Source organism: Streptomyces fildesensis, from assembly GCF_016107395.1.
In the GTDB taxonomy this organism is placed as follows: domain Bacteria; phylum Actinomycetota; class Actinomycetes; order Streptomycetales; family Streptomycetaceae; genus Actinacidiphila; species Actinacidiphila fildesensis.
Window position 1 is genome coordinate 480,517 of record NZ_JAAIKO010000001.1, and the last position, 18,620, is coordinate 499,136.

17 protein-coding genes are annotated in these 18,620 nt (G+C 70.3%); 6 read left to right on the forward strand and 11 right to left on the reverse strand.

The window, feature by feature from the left end:
- The first annotated feature begins 94 nt into the window (after window positions 1–94).
- The 3 genes from C6N31_RS02100 to C6N31_RS02110 are packed head-to-tail and all read left to right on the forward strand — an operon-like array spanning window position 95 to window position 1,437.
- Window positions 95–979 carry a helix-turn-helix domain-containing protein gene (locus C6N31_RS02100; protein WP_198357054.1) on the forward strand — a complete coding sequence of 295 codons (885 nt, stop codon included), beginning with the start codon at window positions 95–97 and terminating at the stop codon, window positions 977–979.
- 5 nt (window positions 980–984) lie between these two features.
- Entirely contained in the window at window positions 985–1,203 is a 219-nt protein-coding gene (locus C6N31_RS02105; protein ID WP_198357055.1) for a DUF397 domain-containing protein, read from the forward strand.
- Between the two features lie 9 nt (window positions 1,204–1,212).
- Entirely contained in the window at window positions 1,213–1,437 is a 225-nt protein-coding gene (locus C6N31_RS02110; RefSeq protein WP_381585557.1) for a DUF397 domain-containing protein, read from the forward strand.
- Window positions 1,438–1,581: 144 nt separating this feature from the next.
- Here C6N31_RS02110 and C6N31_RS02115 read toward each other — a convergent pair whose 3' ends face one another.
- The 11 genes from C6N31_RS02115 to C6N31_RS02165 form a co-directional block, all read right to left on the reverse strand.
- Window positions 1,582–2,859, reverse strand: coding sequence for a thymidine phosphorylase (locus C6N31_RS02115; protein WP_138352221.1), 1,278 nt, complete (start codon window positions 2,857–2,859; stop codon window positions 1,582–1,584).
- A gap of 13 nt (window positions 2,860–2,872) precedes the next feature.
- A complete protein-coding gene (locus C6N31_RS02120; protein WP_198357056.1) occupies window positions 2,873–3,394 on the reverse strand; it encodes a cytidine deaminase in 522 nt (173 codons plus the stop codon).
- Window positions 3,391–4,668 (reverse strand): ABC transporter permease, encoded by a 1,278-nt coding sequence (locus tag C6N31_RS02125; protein WP_198357057.1) that lies wholly within the window; start codon window positions 4,666–4,668, stop codon window positions 3,391–3,393. Before C6N31_RS02125 ends, C6N31_RS02120 begins: the two co-directional genes overlap by 4 nt.
- Window positions 4,665–5,774 (reverse strand): ABC transporter permease, encoded by a 1,110-nt coding sequence (locus C6N31_RS02130; RefSeq protein WP_138352223.1) that lies wholly within the window; start codon window positions 5,772–5,774, stop codon window positions 4,665–4,667. Before C6N31_RS02130 ends, C6N31_RS02125 begins: the two co-directional genes overlap by 4 nt.
- Window positions 5,771–7,336: an ABC transporter ATP-binding protein gene (locus tag C6N31_RS02135; RefSeq protein ID WP_244809846.1), complete on the reverse strand. Its 1,566-nt coding sequence runs from the start codon at window positions 7,334–7,336 to the stop codon at window positions 5,771–5,773. The genes C6N31_RS02130 and C6N31_RS02135 overlap by 4 nt, the downstream gene beginning before the upstream one ends.
- Before the next feature lie 182 nt (window positions 7,337–7,518).
- Window positions 7,519–8,553, reverse strand: coding sequence for a BMP family lipoprotein (locus C6N31_RS02140; protein WP_138352225.1), 1,035 nt, complete (start codon window positions 8,551–8,553; stop codon window positions 7,519–7,521).
- A 153-nt stretch (window positions 8,554–8,706) separates the two neighbouring features.
- The gene (locus C6N31_RS02145; protein WP_198357058.1) at window positions 8,707–9,840 is read right to left on the reverse strand and encodes an amidohydrolase; all 1,134 of its coding nucleotides are present in this window, start codon (window positions 9,838–9,840) and stop codon (window positions 8,707–8,709) included.
- Window positions 9,841–10,115: 275 nt separating this feature from the next.
- Window positions 10,116–11,231 carry a hypothetical protein gene (locus C6N31_RS02150; RefSeq protein ID WP_164294940.1) on the reverse strand — a complete coding sequence of 372 codons (1,116 nt, stop codon included), beginning with the start codon at window positions 11,229–11,231 and terminating at the stop codon, window positions 10,116–10,118.
- A 99-nt stretch (window positions 11,232–11,330) separates the two neighbouring features.
- Complete coding sequence (locus C6N31_RS02155) at window positions 11,331–12,281, reverse strand: N-acetylneuraminate synthase family protein (RefSeq protein WP_381585549.1); 951 nt, start codon at window positions 12,279–12,281, stop codon at window positions 11,331–11,333.
- Complete coding sequence (locus C6N31_RS02160) at window positions 12,278–13,567, reverse strand: acylneuraminate cytidylyltransferase (RefSeq protein ID WP_244809362.1); 1,290 nt, start codon at window positions 13,565–13,567, stop codon at window positions 12,278–12,280. Before C6N31_RS02160 ends, C6N31_RS02155 begins: the two co-directional genes overlap by 4 nt.
- A gap of 23 nt (window positions 13,568–13,590) precedes the next feature.
- Window positions 13,591–14,907: a DUF6716 putative glycosyltransferase gene (locus C6N31_RS02165; protein WP_138352228.1), complete on the reverse strand. Its 1,317-nt coding sequence runs from the start codon at window positions 14,905–14,907 to the stop codon at window positions 13,591–13,593.
- A gap of 187 nt (window positions 14,908–15,094) precedes the next feature.
- Between C6N31_RS02165 and C6N31_RS02170 the strand changes: the two genes are divergently transcribed.
- Genes C6N31_RS02170 through C6N31_RS02180 form a run of 3 tightly spaced genes read left to right on the forward strand, consistent with a single transcriptional unit; the run spans window position 15,095 to window position 18,602 of the window.
- Complete coding sequence (locus tag C6N31_RS02170) at window positions 15,095–16,078, forward strand: glycosyltransferase family 2 protein (RefSeq protein ID WP_138352229.1); 984 nt, start codon at window positions 15,095–15,097, stop codon at window positions 16,076–16,078.
- On the forward strand, window positions 16,078–17,448 hold the full coding sequence (locus tag C6N31_RS02175) for a polysialyltransferase family glycosyltransferase (RefSeq protein WP_198357059.1): 1,371 nt from the start codon (window positions 16,078–16,080) through the stop codon (window positions 17,446–17,448). The genes C6N31_RS02170 and C6N31_RS02175 overlap by 1 nt, the downstream gene beginning before the upstream one ends.
- On the forward strand, window positions 17,445–18,602 hold the full coding sequence (locus tag C6N31_RS02180; RefSeq protein ID WP_138352231.1) for an acyltransferase family protein: 1,158 nt from the start codon (window positions 17,445–17,447) through the stop codon (window positions 18,600–18,602). The genes C6N31_RS02175 and C6N31_RS02180 overlap by 4 nt, the downstream gene beginning before the upstream one ends.
- Window positions 18,603–18,620: the final 18 nt, after the last annotated feature.

Sequence of the window (18,620 nt, forward strand, 5' to 3'; positions counted from 1 at the left end):
CCCCACGACGACATCTCCCGCTGTGGCGCAGAAGGTTCCTTGCACGCGCGGAACCTTCCCCCACACACTGGAACACTGCGCGGAGGAGAAGCAGATGATCACAGACGTGGAGGCGGCAACGCCCGCTCTCTGCCGCCTCCAGTTAGGCAGCGAACTGCGCCAACTGCGGCTGGCCGCCGGCCTCAAGGGTGCCCAAGTGGTCAAGAAGCTGATCTGGAGCCCGTCGAAGCTCACCCGGCTGGAAACCGGGGAGAATTCGTCCGTCGAGACCCCTGATGTCATGGCTCTGTGCGAGATCTACGGAGCGGATACGGAGACCCGGGCTCGGTTGCAGGGATACGCGGCTGTCACCAAGACCAAACGCGACTGGTGGCTGATGCCTGAGTACCGCCCGGTCATCGGCCCTGGGATCAAGGCATTCCTGGACCTTGAGGCCACTGCAACCTCGCTCCAGAACTACGAGTCCCAATTCGTCCCCGGCCTGCTGCAGACCGAGGCGTACGTGCGCGCCATCCACCAACGCGCCCACCGGGAACGCCCAGCCGAGGACATCGACCGCGTGGTGTCGGTCCGCACCACCCGACAGGCGATCCTCAGTCGCGGAGACTCGCCCCTGAAGTTCACCGCGATCATCGACGAGGCGGTGCTGCTACGGAAAGTCGGCAGCCCGACCGTCATGCGCGATCAACTCAACCACGTCATCAACGTAGTTGAATCCCGGCACAATGTGAACGTGCAGGTTGTGCCCTTCCGCGTCGGCGCCCACTCGGGGATGAACGGATCGTTCTTCGTCATCCAGTTTCCGGAAAAGCTCGCGCTCAAGCCGATGGTCTACCTGGAGAACCTGACGGACGCCTGGGTCAAGAGAGGCGATAGTGCCGTGGAGCGCTACGGGGACTCGATCTCCGAACTCCGGGCCCTCGCTCCGGGACCGCAGGAGTCCTTGAACATGATCAAAGAAGCGATCAAGGAGCACTGATACCGATGACCACCACGGCTGACGTCCTCAAGCACACCAACTGGTTCAAGTCGAGCTACAGCAACGATCACGGCGGCGCATGCGTCGAGGGCGCCCGCCTCGCCGACGGATCGATGGCCGTCCGCGACTCCAAGGACCCGCACGGCCCCGCCCTGATCTTCACCGCCGACGCATGGCAGTCGTTCGCGTCCGCGACCCAAAACGGCGAGTTCCCCGCAGCTTAAGGAGCAGAGATGCCGATGCCCACCAGCGCCCGCGCCCTCAACAACGCTGCCTGGTTCACATCCAGCTACAGCGACAACCAGGGCGGCGCATGCGTCGAGGGCGCCCGCCTGGCAGACGGCTCGATGGCCGTCCGCGACTCCAAGGACCCGCACGGGCCCGCCCTGGTCTTCACCGCCGACGCATGGCGGTCATTCGCGGCCGCAGTCGGGTACGGCGAGTTCCCCGACGCCTGAGTACGGACGGAGGGGGACGGGGGCGGAGGGGGTGGGGTTCGAAATGCTGCCGAGCTATTTGTGGGCCGCCAGGCCCGTAAATAGTCGATTTCGAACCCCACCCCCGGAGTCACCGGCCCCCGGCCCGCCCGCGCACCCGCAGCGTTACGCGATCCGGTCCAGCACAATCGGCTTGGGCTCGAACGCCGCGCCCGGCGCCCCCACCAGCACCCCACCGTCCAGCGCGTCCAGCGCGTACGCGAACTTCTCCGGCGTGTCCGTGTGCAGCGTCATGAGGGGCTGGCCCGCCACGACGGAGTCGCCCGGCTTGGCGTGGAGCTCGACGCCCGCGCCGAGCTGGACCACGTCCTCCTTGCGCGCGCGCCCGGCGCCGAGGCGCCACGCCGCGATGCCGACGGCGTACGCGTCGAGGACTTCGAGGACGCCGCTCGTCGAGGCGTGCACGACGTGCTGTTCCCGCGCCACCGGCAACGTGGCGTCGGGGTCGCCGCCCTGGGCGGCGATCATGCGGCGCCAGACGTCCATCGCGGAGCCGTCCGCGAGGGCCTTCGCCGGGTCGGCGTCGGGCAGACCGGCCGCGTCGAGCATCTCGCGCGCCAGCGCCAGCGTGAGCTCGACGACGTCGGAAGGCCCACCGCCCGCCAACACCTCGACAGACTCCCGCACCTCCAGCGCGTTACCGGCCGTGAGGCCGAGCGGCGTGGACATGTCCGTCAGCAGCGCGACCGTGCGCACGCCGTGGTCCGTACCGAGGCCGACCATCGTCGACGCCAGCTCGCGCGCGTCCTCGATCGTCTTCATGAAGGCGCCGGTGCCGACCTTCACGTCGAGCACGAGCGACCCCGTGCCCTCGGCGATCTTCTTCGACATGATCGAGGAGGCGATGAGCGGGATCGCCTCGACGGTGCCGGTGACGTCGCGCAGCGCGTAGAGCTTCTTGTCGGCGGGGGCGAGGCCGTCGCCCGCGGCGCAGATGACGGCGCCGGTGCCGCGCAGCACGTCGAGCATCTCGGCGTTGGTCAGCGACGCGCGCCAGCCCGGGATGGACTCCAGCTTGTCGAGGGTGCCGCCGGTGTGGCCGAGGCCGCGGCCGGACAGCTGCGGCACGGCCGCGCCGCAGGCGGCCACGAGCGGGGCCAGCGGCAGCGTGATCTTGTCGCCGACGCCACCGGTGGAGTGCTTGTCGGAGGTGGGGCGCGGGAGGGAGGAGAAGTCCATCCGCTCACCGGAGTTGATCATCGCGGCGGTCCAGCGGGCGATCTCGGCACGGTCCATGCCGTTGAGGAGGATCGCCATGGCGAGCGCGGACATCTGCTCGTCGGCCACGACACCGCGCGTGTACGCGTCGATGACCCAGTCGATCTGCTCGTCGCTGAGGCGGCCGCGGTCGCGCTTGGTGCGGATGACGGAAATGACGTCCATGACAGGGGTTTCCTTAGCGGTTCAGGTCTTCGGAGCCGAAGGCGTCCGGCAGGACTTCGCTCATCGGGACGACGCCGCGCGGCGTGTCGACGAGGAGGCCGGGGCCGCCGTTCTCCCACAGCAGCTGGCGGCACCGGCCGCACGGCATGAGGAGGTTGCCGCGCAGGTCCACGCAGGTGAAGGCGGTGAGCCGGCCGCCGCCGGAGGCGTGCAGCGCGGAGACGAGTCCGCATTCGGCGCAGAGCGCGACTCCGTAGGAGGCGTTCTCGACGTTGCAGCCGACGACGACACGGCCGTCGTCGACGAGGGCGGCGGCGCCGACCGGGAAGTGCGAGTACGGGGCGTAGGCCCGGGACATGATGTCCTGGGCCTGCTTCCGCAAGCCCTCCCAGTCGACGGAGTCGACGGCCCCGGAGCCGGCCTCGGCACCAGCACCAACACCGGCCTCGGCACCAGCACCGGCCTCGGCACCCGCACCGGCACCGGCACCGGCACCCGCAGGCTCGTCGAAGCCCTCGGCAGGAGGATGCGTCACTTGCCCTGGCCCTTCCGGTACGGCTGGCCGTCGGCCGCCGGCATCCGCAGTCGCTGCGAGGCGAGCGCGAGCACCAGCAGGGTGACGATGTACGGCGTGGCCCCGACGAGCTGGTCCGGGACCGTGTCGGTCAGGGAGTACCAGACGACCAGCAGCGCGGCGACGGCGCCGCCCACCACGGCCGGCAGGTACTTCTTCTGGTAGAGCCGCCAGGCGGCCAGCGCGGCCAGGCCGACCGCGAGGGCGAGCAGCAGGGCGTGCACGGTCTCGCCGCCGTTGCGGAGCTGGAGGCTGTCGGAGTAGCCGAACAGGCCCGCGCCCATGGCGAGCCCGCCGGGCCGCCAGTTACCGAAGATCATGGCGGCGAGGCCGATGTAGCCGCGGCCGCCGGTCTGGCCCTCGTTGTAGATGTGCGAGGGGACGATGGCGAGGAACGCGCCGCCGAGGCCGGCGAGACCGCCGGAGGCGATGACCGCCAGGTACTTGTACTTGTAGACGTTGACGCCCAGCGACTCGGCGGCGATCGGGTTCTCACCGCAGGAGCGCAGCCGCAGACCGAACGCGGTCCGCCACAGGACGAAGAACGTGGCCACGAAGAGCGCCGCGGCCAGGAGGGTGAGCGACGACAGGTCCGTGACGAGGCCGCCGATGATCCCGGCGATGTCCGAGATCAGGAACCAGTGGTGGCCTTCGAGGGTGTGCATCCAGTCGGAGAGGCCGGGGACGGTGAACGACTTGATGTCGTCCATCGGCGGCGACTGCTTGGGACTGCCACCCGCGGCCGCGGCCTTGCCCATGCTGAACCAGATCTTGGCCAGGTACTGGGTGGTGCCCAGCGCCAGGATGTTGATCGCCACACCGGAGACGATGTGGTCGACGCCGAAGGTCACCGTCACGACGGCGTGGATGAGACCGCCGAGCGCGCCACCGAGGATGCCGGCGAGGACGGCGAGCCACGGGTTGGTCTGCCAGCCCGCCCACGCCCCGAAGAACATGCCGAGCATCATCATGCCCTCGAGGCCGATGTTGACGACGCCGGCCCGCTCCGACCACAGGCCGCCGAGTCCGGCGAGGCCGATCGGCACGGCCATGGTCAGGGCGCCGGAGATCTGCCCGGAGGACGTCATGTCGTTGGCGCCGGTGATGGCGCGTACGGCGGAGATGAGGATCAGCGCGCCCGCGATGATCAGCAGCACACGGGAGAACGTGAGCTTGGCGCGGATCTTCGCCGCGGGGCTCTTGGCGGTCTTGCCGGGGGTAGCCGTGGCGCTCACGCTGCCGCCTCCTGCTTGGTGCGGGCCTGGGCGGCGAGTTCTTCGCCGACCTTCTGTTGCTGGCGTTTGATGCCGTAGCGGCGGACGACCTCGTAGGCGATGACGACGCAGAGCACGATGATGCCCTGCATGACGCCGACGATTTCCTTGTCGTAGTCCTCGAACTCCAGCTTGCTGGACGCGATTTCCAACCAGCCCCACAGCAGCGCGGCCAGCGCGATACCGATCGGGTGGTTCCGGCCGAGCAGCGCCACGGCGATGCCCGTGAAGCCGATACCGGCCGGGAACTCGGTGCTGAACTGGTGCGCGTCGTTGAGCAGCACCGGCATGCCGACCAGCCCGGCGATGGCGCCCGAGAGCAGCATGCTGGTGATGATCATGCGCTTGACGTTGACCCCGCTGGCGCCGGCCGCGGACTCCGAGCGACCGACCGTCCGCAGGTCGAAGCCGAAGCGGGTGCGGGAGAGGCCGAACCAGTAGAGGACGCCGACGAGGACGGCGATGACGATGAAGCCCCAGATCGTGCCGTCCGTGCCCATGTCGAACCCGAAGAAGTGCCCCGAGGAGGGGATTTCCTTGGTGGAGACCGAGTTGGTGTCCGCGTGCAGCTGGGCGAGCCGGCCGGGGATCATGAAGTAGCCGATCACCGCGGTGGCGATGGCGTTCAGCATGATCGTGGTGATGACCTCGCTGACGCCTCGGGTCACCTTGAGCACACCCGCGATGCCCGCCCACATCGCGCCGACGAGCATCGCGGTGAGGATGATCAGCGGGATCTGGATGACGGAGGGCAGGTTCACCGCGCCGCCGACGACGGCCGCGAAGAAGGCCGCGAGGCGGTACTGGCCGTCGACGCCGATGTTGAACAGGTTCATCCGGAAGCCGATGGCCACCGCGATGCCGGCGAGGTAGTACGGCGTCGCCTTGTTGAGGATGAAGACCTGGCTGTCGCTTGTCAGGCCCTTGTCGAACATCACGTTGAACGCGTGGAACGGTTCCTTGCCGGTGGCCAGGAGCACGAGCGCGGTGAGGACGAAGGCGGCGACGATCGCCAGTACGGGAGCGGCCAGGCCGAGGATCAGCCGATCCTTGTCGAACTTCTTCATCGGTCCTCTCCTTCGGCGTCCGTGTGCTCGAGGTGGCCGGAAGCGGCGCCGGTCATGGCGGAACCCAGCTCCTCAGGAGTGATCGTGGCGGGGTCGGCGTCCGCGACCAGGTGGCCGCGGTACATCACCCGCAGGGTGTCGGACAGGCCGATCAGTTCGTCCAGGTCGGCGGAGATCAGCAGCACGGCGAGGCCCTCGCGGCGGGCCTGCCGGATCTGGTCCCAGATCTGCGCCTGCGCGCCGACGTCCACACCGCGGGTCGGGTGCGCGGCGATCAGCAGCTTGGGCAGGTGGCTCATCTCGCGGCCGACGATCAGCTTCTGCTGGTTGCCGCCGGAGAGGGAGGCCGCGGTGACCTCGATGCCGGGCGTACGGACGTCGTACTCCTTGACGATCCGTTCGGTGTCGCGGCGGGCCGCGGTCAGGTCCAGCAGCGCGCCGCGGCTGTTGGGCTTCTCGGTGACGTGGCCGAGGATGCGGTTCTCCCACAGCGTGCCTTCGAGGAGCAGGCCGTGCCGGTGGCGGTCCTCGGGGATGTACCCGATGCCGTCCTCGCGCCGCTTGCGGGTGGGGGCGGTGGAGATGTCGGCGCCGTCCAGGGTGATCACCCCGGCGTCGGGGGTCCGCATCCCCATGATGGCCTCGACCAGTTCGGCCTGGCCGTTGCCCTCGACCCCGGCGATGCCGAGCACTTCGCCCTTGTGGATCGTCAGGCTGACGTCGCCGAGCACGGTGCGCTCGATGCCCTCGGCGTCGACGGCGGCCAGCTTCAGCCCCTTGACGTCCAGCAGGACCTCGCTGGTCACCGTGGACTCGCGGGTCTCCGGCGACGGCAGTTCACTGCCGACCATGAGCTCGGCGAGCTGCTTGACGGTGACCGACTTCGGGTCGGCGTCGCCGACCGTCGTACCGCGGCGGATGACCGTGATCGCGTCGGCGACCGAGAGCACCTCGCCCAGCTTGTGCGAGATGAAGATGATCGTCAGGCCCTCGGACTTGAGCTCGCGGAGGTTGGCGAAGAGCGCCTCGACCTCCTGCGGCACGAGGACCGCGGTCGGCTCGTCCAGGATCAGGGTGCGGGCGCCGCGGTAGAGGACCTTGAGGATCTCCACGCGCTGCCGGTCGGCCACCCCGAGGTCCTCGACGAGGAGGTCGGGGCGGACGCCGAGGCCGTAGGCGTCGGAGAGCTCCTTGATCTTGGCGCGGGCCTTGCCGCCGATGCCGTGCAACTGCTCGGCCCCGAGAACGATGTTCTCCAGCACGGTGAGGTTGTCGGCCAGCATGAAGTGCTGGTGCACCATCCCGATGCCGAGCCGGATGGCGTCGGCCGGGGTGTGCAGGTCCGCCTTCTCGCCGTCGAGGGTGATGGTCCCCTCGTCGGGGCGCTGCATCCCGTAAAGGATCTTCATGAGGGTCGACTTGCCCGCGCCGTTCTCGCCGACCAGGGCGTGGACGGTGCCACGGAGCACGGTGATGTCGATGTCGCGGTTGGCGACGACGCCGGGGAAGCGTTTGGTGATGCCGCGGAGTTCGACGGCGGGGGGACTGCTGGACGCGTTGATGACGCACTCTCCTCGCGGGGCAGAGCGGAGCGATGGGGGTGAACGTATCGCGAGGATCGGACTCTACGCGCGTAGCGGCGCCAGATCCACAGTTGTCGCGGGATACATACGGCACGGTGGCCGCACAAGGCACGAGGCCCGGCAGGGAGCGTGACGTTCCCTGCCGGGCCTCGCGTCGGTGATCAGCTGGTCGGAGTCGTCCGGACCGTCAGCGTGCCGTCGGTGATCTTCTTCTTCGCGGCGTCGAGCTGGGCCTGGATGTCATCGATGTAGCCACCGGAGGTGGCCAGGCCGACGCCACCCGCCTTGAGGTTGTAGACGTGCGTGCCGGTCAGCGGCTTGCCGTCCTTGACGCTCTTGATGACGTCGTAGACCGAACCGTCGACGTTCTTGACGGCGGAGGTCAGGATCGCGGTCTTCCACTGCGCCAGGCCCTTGTCCTGGTACTGGTCGCCGTCGACGCCGATCGCCCAGGTGCCCTTCTTGCCCGCGACGGCCTCGATGGCGCCGGAGCCGGAGCTGCCCGCGGCCGCGTAGATCACGTCGATGCCGCGGTCGAGCATGCCCTTGGCCTTGGCCTTGCCCTCAGCCGGCTTCGCGAAGCCGGAGAAGTCGCCGCCCTGGGTGATGTACTCGATGTCGACCGAGACGTCGGGCTTGGTGTCCTTGACGCCCTGCTGGTAGCCGGCCGCGAACTTCTTGATCAGCGTGGTGTCCACGCCGCCGATGAAGCCGACCTTGTTGGTCTTGGTCTTCAGCGCCGCGGCGACACCCGCGAGGTAGGAGCTCTGCTCCTCGGTGAAGTTGATGCTGTCGATGTTCGCGCCCTCGACCACGGAGTCGACGATCGCGAAGGTCGTCTTCGGGAACTTCTTCGAGACGGCCTTCACCGAGTCGGCATAGGCGAAGCCGACACCGATGACCGGGTTGTAGCCCGCACCGGCGAGGTCGTTGAGCTTCTGCTCGCGGTCCGCCTCGGTGTCGGTGTTCTTGGCGGTGAGCTCCTTGCTGCCCAGGTTGAACTCGGCCTTGGCCTTGTCCAGTCCCTTGGCGGCGGAGTCGTTGAAGGAGTGGTCGCCTCGGCCGCCGACGTCGTAGGCGATACCGACGCCCTTGTCCTTGCTGTCGTCGGAGCTGCTGCTGCCACACGCGGTGGCGGTGAGGGCGAGGGCCGCGGACGCGACACCCGCAGCAACGATCTTGGTAACCCGGCGCACGAGGGTCCCCTTCATTCGAAAGCGCCCCGTCCGGCGCTGGCTAAGCGGGAGCTTAACGCGCGTAGATGTCAGGTAAAGGCTGAATGAAGACCTGTTATCGGATCGACGCATTTCGGCCAGGTGAACCACCCGTAAGCACCACGCCACCCACCGTCAGACCAGCAGCGCAGCCCCTGCGAGCAGCTCGGCGCCGATCACGACCGGGTCCTCGGCGTCCTGGGATTCACCCGGATGGACGCCGTGTCGCGCCGGCCCGTCGGCGGGTCGCAGACCGAGCCTGGCGAGCGCTCCCGGCACGTGCTCCAGGTACCAGGCGAAATCCGCGCAGCCGAGGCTCTGACCGGTGTCCTCGACGGCGTGCGCGCCGCGGCTCAGCGTGATCGCCTCGCGCAGCAGCTCCGTCGACTCCACCTCGTTGACGACCGGCGGGACGACGCGCTGGTACCGGATCTCGCACTTCGCCCGGTACATGCCGGCCACCTGGTCGATCACCTCGTGCACCAGGTCGGGCGCGTCGTTCCAGGCCGCCAGGTCCAGGCAGCGGACGGTGCCCTCCAGCTCCGCGTGCTGCGGGATCACGTTGCAGGCGTGGCCGGCCTCGATGCGGTCCCACACGACCCGGACGCCGGAGCGCGGGTCCATCCGGCGGGCCAGCACGGCCGGCAGTTCGGTGGCCATCTTGGCGGTGGCCATCACCAGGTCGGTCGTCAGATGCGGGCGGGCGCTGTGGCCGCCCGCGCCGTCGAGCTTCAGGACCAGACGGCCGACGGCCGCGGTGATCGGGCCCTGCCGCAGACCGATCCGTCCGGCGTCGGTGTCCAGGTCGCCGTGCACGGCGAGGATCCGGCCGACGCCCTCCAGCACCTCCGCCTCGATGGCGCCGAGCGCTCCGCCCGGGGTCGCCTCGTCCGTCGGCTGCAGGATCAGCCGCACCGGGCGCGGCAGCCTGCCCTCGCGTTCCAGGGCGGCGAGCGCCAGAGCGGCGCCGAGCAGCACCGCGTCGATGTCGCTGTGCAGTGCCAGACGCGGACGGGCGGGGTCGGTGGCGCCGATGTCACAGACGATTCCGGTCCCGCCGGGCAGTACCCGCGGCCGTAGACCGTCCTGCTCCAGCCGGGCCAGAACGGCCGCGGCGGCGGCCTCGGCGTCGTGGGAGTCCGGCCGGCCCGTTGCTGGGCGGCGGCTCAAGTCCCGGCGGAACGCGATCAGTTCGGCGCGCAGCCCCGCGGGCAGCGCGCCGGATGGCACTGCGGGTGAGTCGTTCACCTCCGACAGCGTAGGCCCCATGGGAGATCCTCCAGCGTTGATCGAGAGAAATTCATTCCTGTTGAAGGAGAAGAAATCACCCGATCGGCGCATACCCAATCCCTCTGGGGGGTATCACGGCCTCTTGGGCCTTCACCACCCATCCCATCCTCGCTCAACGATCCATCGATCGCGAGGCAACGGCTCCGGCGCAGGGGGTGTCCCGTGCCACACCGGGGTCCGGTGGCCCGGAGCGTAGGGGCCGGGCATCGCGGCCCACTGGATCCGCGGGGGGATCCGGGCCTGGACACAGCCCCCTAAGCGGTCGCGGTGACGGAGGTCAGGCCGTGCAGGTCCCTGGCGGTGCCGGTGATGCCGGAGAGGAAGCCCTGCGCGCGGGGTGAGGCGGTGTGGGTGAGCCAGCCGTCGTCGATGTCGCGGACGACGACCTTGACCCCGGTGCCGGCCAGCGCGAGCGGCAGCGTGTGGACGACCGTGGACGGGAAGCTGAGCACGGTGTGACCGATCGGCCCCCGGCGGGCGACCAGTTCCAGCGGCAGGTCGGGGCGGACGATCTCCAGCCCGGTCTGGACGGCGAGCCGGTGCAGCTTGGCCGTGTCCTCGCGGCGGTGCGCGAAGTAGCGGGTGGCGCCGTGGGATTCGGCGAGGGTGGCGACCGCGGCGAGGTAACGGTCGAGGTCGACGACCCCGGTCTCGACGAGGGACGTGCCGATGATGTCGGTGCCGGCGGTGATCCGCGGCGGCCCGAAGCGCGACCGCGTCCACGCGAACCGGTTGGCGCGCAGCGCCATCCCGGCCGGCGGTGTCGCGGGCATCGCGCTGAAGAGTTCGACGGTGCGGCGGCGGCCGGGGGTCAGCCGGCGGCGGGCGGCCGAGGCGAAGACCGCGAAGGCCGCGTCGACGGGCGACCGGCGGCCCGCGCGGTGCCAGCGCACCAGACGGCCGCCCCTGCTCAGGATCTCGGTGAACTCCATGGTGGCGGTGCCGTCGTCGACCACGGTGATCTCCCGGGCCCGGCACAGCGGCAGGAGCACCTGCACCAGCCGGGAGAACGGATCACCGATGACGAGGTGGCGTACGCGCAGCAGCAGCGGCGCCAGGGTCATGGCGGTACGCAGCAGGCCGAGCCGGTTGCTGCGGGCCTCGAACCAGCGGACGGTGACGCCGTCGTCCCGGGCGAGCTCCGCCATGCGGCGCAGCTGCCCGCGGCTCATCGGGTCGCGGGGCGAGAGCACCACGACGGTGAGCGGGCCGGTGACCGGGCCGCCGCCCGGGGCGGCCGGAGCCGCCCCGGGACGCGGTGCGGCGACCGCGGTCGGGGGGTGTATGTGCGACCACTCCAGGACGTTGAGGAGCTGGACAGGGGACTCGACCAGTGCGAGCGGTCCCCGGCCGGTTGCGGGCGCGGTCATCCCGTACTCCTCGTTCTCATGGTTCGCGTGGTGCGCGGTGCCTCGGGTCATGGGGGCGTGCGCGGGGCCCGGCCGCTCGGGCCGGGGTGGCGCGGTCCGTCAGACGGAGGCGGTGGCGCGGTCCGAGCCCGACGCCTCGGCCTCGGCGACGACGCCGGGGACGCGGCGGAGCTTCTTCATCGGGCCGAGCTCGCCCTCGTAGACCTTCTTGACGCCGTCGCCGAGCGAGGTCTCGATGATGCGGATGTCGCGGACCAGGCGCTCCAGTCCCTGGGACTCGACGGAGGCGGCCTGGTCGGAGCCCCACATGGCGCGGTCGAGGGTGATGTGGCGCTCGATGAAGACCGCGCCGAGGGCGACGGCGGCCAGCGTCGTCTGGAGGCCGACCTCGTGGCCGGAGTAGCCGACGGGCACGTTCGGGTACTCGGCCTGCAGGGTGTTGATCATGCGCAGGTTGAGCTCTTCGTGCTTCGCCGGGTACGTGGACGTGGCGTGGCACATCACGATGTTGTCGCTGCCGAGCACCTCGACGGCGTGCCGGATCTGCTTCGGGGTGGACATCCCGGTGGAGAGGATGATCGTCCGGCCGGTGGCGCGCAGCGCGCGCAGCAGGTCGTCGTCGGTGAGGCAGGCGGAGGCGACCTTGTGGGCCGGGAGGTCGAACTTCTCCAGGAACGCGACGGACTCGACGTCCCACGGGGACGCGAACCAGTCGATGCCGCGCTTGCGGCAGTAGTCGGAGATGGCGTTGTAGTCGTTCTCGTCGAACTCGACGCGGTGCCGGTAGTCGATGTACGTCATGCGGCCCCAGGGGGTGTCGCGCTCGATCTCCCACTGGTCGCGCGGGGTGCAGACCTCGGGGGTGCGCTTCTGGAACTTCACGGCGTCGCAGCCGGCCGCGACCGCGGCGTCGATGAGCGCGAAGGCGTTCTCCAGGTCACCGTTGTGGTTGATGCCGATCTCGCCGGTGACGTAGACGGGCTGTCCGGTGCCGATGTAGCGGGTGCCGACCGGACGGAGGTTCTTCGGGGTCAGGGGGGTGCTGGTCACTGGGAGAGATCCTTTGCGGAGAGAGGTGCTGAGGGGACTGCTGTGAGGGGTGCGTAAGGAGGGTCGGTAGGAGGGGCGGCCAGATTCGGGCCGAGAATCCACCCGGCGATCTCGCGGATCGCGCCGCGGCCGCCCGGGGTGGAGGTGATGGAGCGGGCCGAGGCCCGTACGACGTCGTGGGCGTTGGCCACGGCGACGGGCCAGCCGGCGAGCGCGAAGCAGGGCAGGTCGTTGACGTCGTTGCCGACGTACAGGACCCGCTCGGGGGCGATCGTCTGCTCCTCGCACCACTGCTTGAGGGCGAGGTCCTTGCGGGCGATGCCGTGGAGCACGGGCACCTGGAGCTTCCTGGCCCGTGCCGCGACGACCGGGTTGGTCTCCGAGGACAGGATCAGTACGGGGAGTCCGGCGCGGCGCAGTGCCGCGATGCCGAGCCCGTCGCCGCGGTGCACCGCGACGGTCTCCCGTCCCTGGGCGTCGACCAGCACCGTGTCGTCGGTCTGGGTGCCGTCGAAGTCGAGTACCACCGCGTCGATGTCGTCGAGGGTGGGGGTGGAGCCGGCGTCGAGGAGCGGCGCGAGAGCGCGGGCCCGGACGAGGTCGTCCGGCTCGTCGATCTCCAGGACGCGGGCCGGTTCGGTGCGGACCAGTGCGGTGCGGCCGAAGAACCGGTGGCCGGCGGCTCGGAAACCGGGGGCGCGCATGGCGTACGCGGCGCCGGTCTCCAACAGGTCCTGGGGGCGGTCCTGGCGGCGCGGGCGGGTGGCCTTGTCGTGGTTGACCCCCTGACCGCCGTCCTCGCCCTCACGCCAGACGAAGCCGTGGAAGGGGGCGACGGTGTGCGCGGTGTCGGCGCCGTCCTCGATGACGGCGGCGGCGACGCCGTCGACCTCCTCGCGGGTGAGGAAGGGGCTGGTGCACTGCACGAGCAGAACGACGTCGAGAACGCCGCCGCGCATCGCCTCGTAGGCGTCCATCGCGTGCAGGACGGCGGCCTCGCTGCTCGCCGTGTCGCCCGCGATGGCCGCGGGCCGCAGGACGACCTCGGCGCCGGCGGCGCGGGCCGCCTCGGCGATGGCGGGGTCGTCGGTGGACACGGCCACGTCGGTGACCAGCCGTGCCGCGAGGCATTCGCGCACCGCCCGGGTCACCAGCGGGACGCCGCCGACGGGCGCGAGGTTCTTGCCGGGGACGCCCTTGGAGCCGCCCCGGGCGGGGATGACGGCGAGGACGCGGGCGCCCGCGGGAACGGGAACGGGAGTGGGCGCGGACAGTGGGGTGGTCACGGGTGCTCCGGTCGGTCGGTTCGTCACAGCTGGCCCCAGCGGCGGATGACGGGCGCGACGCGCTGCACGCCCTGCCGGTAGGCGGTACGTGCGGAGTTGCGCGCGGCGTCCCGCAGCGCCCGGCGCAGGGCACTGGGCTCGCGCTCGGCGACCGCGCCGGGCAGCGGCTCGCCCTTGGCGTCGAGGCCGTGCCGGGCCAGCACGCCCGGCAGATAGCCGGGGGCGGTCAGCGGGGTGTAGTACGGCGCGGGCGGCGGCAGTTCGCCGGCAGCGACAAGGGTGGTGACGCGCTCACGCAGGGCCCCGAACGGGTCTTCCGAGGCCACGCCCTGGGCGGCGAGCCAGCCGGGGTCGGCCTGCGGGACATGGCCCTCGTCGAGCTGGTCCCAGGAGGCGAAGCAGCCCGAGCCGAGGAAGTGGTGGTTGCCGAGGGACTCACGGATGCCGAGGTCGGTGAGGACGGCGGTGGGGACGGAGCGGTGCAGGGACTCCAGGGCCGCGGTGGAGCTGACGGTCACCAGGAGGTCCGTGCGGTCCAGGACCTCGCCCATGTGCCCGTAGACCAGCCGCAGGTTGTCGGGCGGGCCGAGCTTGGCGACGAGCTTCTGGTACGGGTGCTCCTCGATGTGCGTGGTGTGCTCACCGGGCTTGCTGCGCAGCTTGACCAGCACCTCGCGCTCCGGGTGCCGCCGGGCGTGCTCCACCGCGCGGCGGGCCAGATAGGTGCGGTCCGTACGGCCTTCCGGCGCGGACGGCTGCACGGCGAAGGTGACGGTGAACGGCCGCTCGTCCGACGGCCGGTAGGGCGCGCCCTCCAGGAACGGCAGCGCGGTCTCGACGATGCCTGCGGTGTCAGCGCCGACACCCGCGTAGGTGTCGCGGAACCGCTGGGCGTCGTGCGCGCTGTTGGCCAGCACCACATCGGCGCCGGCCCGCAGCAGCAGGCCGTCGGCGAGCTTCTCGTAGACCACGCCGACGTATCCGGTGACGACCACCGGGCGGCGGGTGCTGCCCTCCCAGGCGCGGGCCAGACCGTGCAGCATGGCCTGGACGGTGCCGCCGACACAGGCGAGTACGACCACGTCGCAGCCGCCCTCGGCGTCCTGGCCGTGGCCGGCCTCGCTCAGGAACTCGGCGGCGGTGACCTCGCGCATCGACTCCGCGGGTATGCCGATCTCGGCGAGCTGGCGGCTCGTCGGAGTGGCCCGGCCACGGAGCAGACGGGCATCGAGCCGGACATCGGACGAAATACGGCGCGCTGTCAGCGCACCCCATTTCCAACGGGTGTCCGAATCGGCGAGAACGGTGATCCGCAACGGACCGGAAGAACTTTTCGGCACGACGCAGACGCTAGGAATCCGTTCCGAGCAGCGTTCCAACGTTGAGCCAACGGACGGTAAACAGCGTGCCGCGAATTGCCCAACCATGCTTAAGGGGCGGCTGCTTCATGGTCCCGACATGTGCCGTTCACCTGAGGGTCCGCGCAATGTCGGCCGCCGAGTCCGGTCGGCCCCTAACGTTCAGCAGGTGGTCAAGCTCTCCGTCATTGTGCCGTTTTACAACGTGCAGGCATTCGCACCCGACATGCTCCAAAGTCTTCGTGCGAACTCCCGCCCGGATTTCGAATTCATCCTGGTCGACGACCGTTCGACGGATGACACCCCGAAAATCCTGGAGCGGGCGACACGCACCCTTCCCGGCTCCGTTCTCGTGGCGCGCGAGACCAATGGCGGCCTGGCCACCGCCCGCAACACCGGAATCGACGCGGCGCGCGGCGAGTTCCTCACCTTCCTCGACGGCGACGACTGGCTGGCCCCCGGCTATCTGTCGCAGCTGCTCGCGGCCATCGAGGAGCTCGGTACCGACTTCGTCCGTACCGACCATGTGCAGTGCACCGACCGGGTCCGCGTCATCACTCATGTGCCGCACGGCCGGCGCGGGGTGGTGCTGAACCCGCGGGAGGCGATCCTGCCCACCGCGCGGCCGACCTCCGTCGACTATCCCTTCGCCTGGGCCGGGATCTACCACCGCCGGCTCGCCGACGCGGGGCTGCTGCACTTCCCCGACGGGCTGCGGACCGCCGAGGACCGGCCGTGGATCTGGCGGCTGCACCGGGAGGCGGCGTCCTTCGCGGTGGTGGGCCTGCTCGGGGTCTTCTACCGGCGCGGCATCGCCACCTCGCTCACCCAGATCGGCGACGTACGGCAGCTGGACTTCATCCGCTCCTTCGACCAGGTGCTCGCGGAGACCGCCGCCGACCGGGACGCGGACCGCTTCCTGCCGAAGGCGGTACGGACCTACTGCGCGATCATCGCCCACCACCTCAACTCCATCGAACGCTTCGAACCGCAGGTCGCACGCCAGTTGAAGACGATGAGCGCCGCCGCCCTGAAGCGGATGCCGCAGGACATCCTCATGGAGGCGCTGGACTCGATGGGTGTCGACCGCAGCGTCCCGCTCCGCCGCCTGCGAAGGCGGCTCGCCTCCTCGACCGGGACGGTGGCCGCCTGATGGCCCGCGCACGCACCCAGATCCATGTGGCGTCGACGCTGTACGGCGCCGCCACCATCGCGGCGGCCCTGGACGCCGGGCTGTTCGGCCCCGCGGACCGGCGGCTGCTGCTGATCAGCAACAACTCCGCCGTTCCGGAGACCACGCCCGCCGTCGACGAGGCCCCCGGCTTCGGGGCGCTGCGCGGCCGGTTCTACCGGGTGCTGTCGTGGAACGAGACCATCGCGCCGATGCACCCCAGCGACTGGGCGCCGCGTCCGGAGGACGTCCCCATGTGGGAGCGGTATCTGCGGATGCTGTGGGACCTCGGTGACGACGATGTGGAACTGATCGTCGAGTCGATCCAGGTCAAACCCGCCGCCGCGCTGGTCCGGCTCTTCCCGGCCGCGCCGATCGAGGTCTACGCGGACGGCCTCATGTCGTACGGCCCGACCCGCGACAAGCTCGAACCGCTGGTGACCACCCGCATCAACCAGCTGCTCCATCTCGACCTGGTGACCGGACTGCGGCCGCTGCTGCTGACCGAGCACGGCATCGAACCGCGGATCGTGCCCGCCGCGGAGTTCACCAAGGTGCTGGCGGAACTCGCCGACGCGAGCGACGGGCCGGACGAGGCCGAGCTGTCCGCGGTCCCCGAGGACGCGGCGCTGCTGCTCGGCCAGTACCTGTCCGCGCTGGGGATCCTCACGGCCGTCGAGGAGGAGGAGCTGCACCTGCGGATGCTGCGCGGCGCGGCGGCCCTCGGGCACCGGCGGATCGTCTTCAAGCCGCACCCCATCGCCCCCGCGCACTGGTCGGAGCCGCTGGAGCGGGAGGCGGCCGCGCTCGGTGTGGAGCTGACGGTGCTGGACTCCCCCGTGCTGGCCGAGGTGCTGTACCAGCGGGCCCGTCCGGCGCTGGTGGTCGGCTGCTACTCGACGGCGCTGCTCACCGCCTCGGCGTTCTACGGGATCCCGGTGGCGCGGACCGGTACGGAGATGCTGCTGGAGCGGCTGTCGCCGTACCAGAACAGCAATCGCGTCCCGGTCACCATCGTCGACTCCCTGCTGCCCGATCTCGACGACGCCGAAGCCGTCCGCACCTGGTCCCCGCCGGCCCCCGAACGGATCGCCGGGGACCTCACGCCGCTGCTGCGCGCCGTCGGGTTCTGCATGCGGGCCGAGCTGTACCCGGAGTTGCGCGAGGAGACCGTCTCCTATCTGTCGAAGGAGCTGAACGCCCGTACCTGGCGGTACTTCAAGCGCCGCCGGCTCGCTTCGCTGGCCCTGCCGGGCGTGGTCCCTGCGCAGCTGGCGTTCCTGCCCCGCAATCCCCTGCTCCGTCGCGTCGCCCGCCGCGCACGCGCCTTGAAGAAGGCTGCCATCGGATGAGTCTCCAGCTCCAGCAGGTCACCGCTCAGGACCCGGCACCGGATGCCGCACCGGACGCGGTGGTGGCCGCCGCACCGCGGCCCGGCCGGCTGCGGGCGCTCGACGGGCTGCGGCTCGTGGCCGCGCTCATGGTGTGCCTCTACCACTACGCGGGGCGCGGCGGCGATGCCTGGAAGGCCTGGGGGCAGACGCCCGCGCTGGTCTTCCCCGAGCTGTCGAAGGTGGCCGTCTACGGGCCGCTCGGCGTCCAGATCTTCTTCGTGATCAGCGGGTTCGTCATCTGCATGAGCGGCTGGGGGCGCACCCTCAAGGGCTTCGCGGTCTCCCGGGCGACCCGGCTGTACCCGGCCTACTGGGCGGCCGTCCTGCTGGTCACCGCCGTCTTCGCACTGCCCGGTGTGGTCTGGAAGACCGTCTCGCCGAGCGATCTGCTCACCAACATGACGATGCTGCAGATGCCGGTCGGGGCCGACCGGGTGCTCGGTGTGTGCTGGACCCTGTGGGCGGAGCTGCGGTTCTATCTGCTCTTCGCGCTGGCCGTCGTGTGGCCGGGCGCCACCCGCCGCCGGGTGCTGGCGTTCTGCGGGCTGTGGACGATGGGCGCGGTGCTCGCGGACGCGTCGGGCGAGGCGTTCCTCAAGACCGTGCTGATGCCGGAGTACGCGCCGTTCTTCATCGGCGGCATCGGGATCTATCTGGTCCACCGCTTCGGCAACGACCCGCTGTCCTGGGGTGTCGTCGGGGTCGGCTGGCTGTTCGGCCAGCACTACGCGGTCAAGGGGCTGATCCCGAACGCGCATGCCGCGCACGTCTTCCAGCACCGCTCCGAGTCGGTGATCATCCTCATCGTGACCCTCGGCTTCGCGGCGGTGGCGGCGGTCACCCTGCTGCCCCGGGTCGCGGGCGTCGACTGGCGCTGGCTGACGACGGCGGGAATCCTGACCTATCCCTTCTATCTGGTCCATGAACACCTGGGCTGGGTCGTCATCTTCCAGCTGCACCAGCGCCTGCACATGCCGTCGTACGCCGTGCTGCCGCTCACCGCCGGGTCGATGCTGGTGCTGGCGTGGCTGTTGCACCGGTTCGTGGAACGTCCGCTGGCGCCCCGGCTCAAGCGCTTTCTGACGATGGTCCCGAAAGCTCCCGTCCGCTGACCGAACCTTGACCGTTTT

Excerpts from the sequence above, each read along its gene's own strand:
- C6N31_RS02100 (WP_198357054.1), top strand. The coding sequence starts at position 95 with ATGATCACAGACGTGGAGGCGGCAACGCCCGCTCTCTGCCGCCTCCAG.
- C6N31_RS02105 (WP_198357055.1), top strand. The coding sequence starts at position 985 with ATGACCACCACGGCTGACGTCCTCAAGCACACCAACTGGTTCAAGTCG.
- C6N31_RS02110 (WP_381585557.1), top strand. The coding sequence starts at position 1,213 with ATGCCGATGCCCACCAGCGCCCGCGCCCTCAACAACGCTGCCTGGTTC.
- C6N31_RS02115 (WP_138352221.1), bottom strand. The coding sequence starts at position 2,859 with ATGGACGTCATTTCCGTCATCCGCACCAAGCGCGACCGCGGCCGCCTC.
- C6N31_RS02130 (WP_138352223.1), bottom strand. The coding sequence starts at position 5,774 with ATGAAGAAGTTCGACAAGGATCGGCTGATCCTCGGCCTGGCCGCTCCC.
- C6N31_RS02145 (WP_198357058.1), bottom strand. The coding sequence starts at position 9,840 with ATGGGGCCTACGCTGTCGGAGGTGAACGACTCACCCGCAGTGCCATCC.
- C6N31_RS02150 (WP_164294940.1), bottom strand. The coding sequence starts at position 11,231 with ATGACCGCGCCCGCAACCGGCCGGGGACCGCTCGCACTGGTCGAGTCC.
- C6N31_RS02175 (WP_198357059.1), top strand. The coding sequence starts at position 16,078 with ATGGCCCGCGCACGCACCCAGATCCATGTGGCGTCGACGCTGTACGGC.
- C6N31_RS02180 (WP_138352231.1), top strand. The coding sequence starts at position 17,445 with ATGAGTCTCCAGCTCCAGCAGGTCACCGCTCAGGACCCGGCACCGGAT.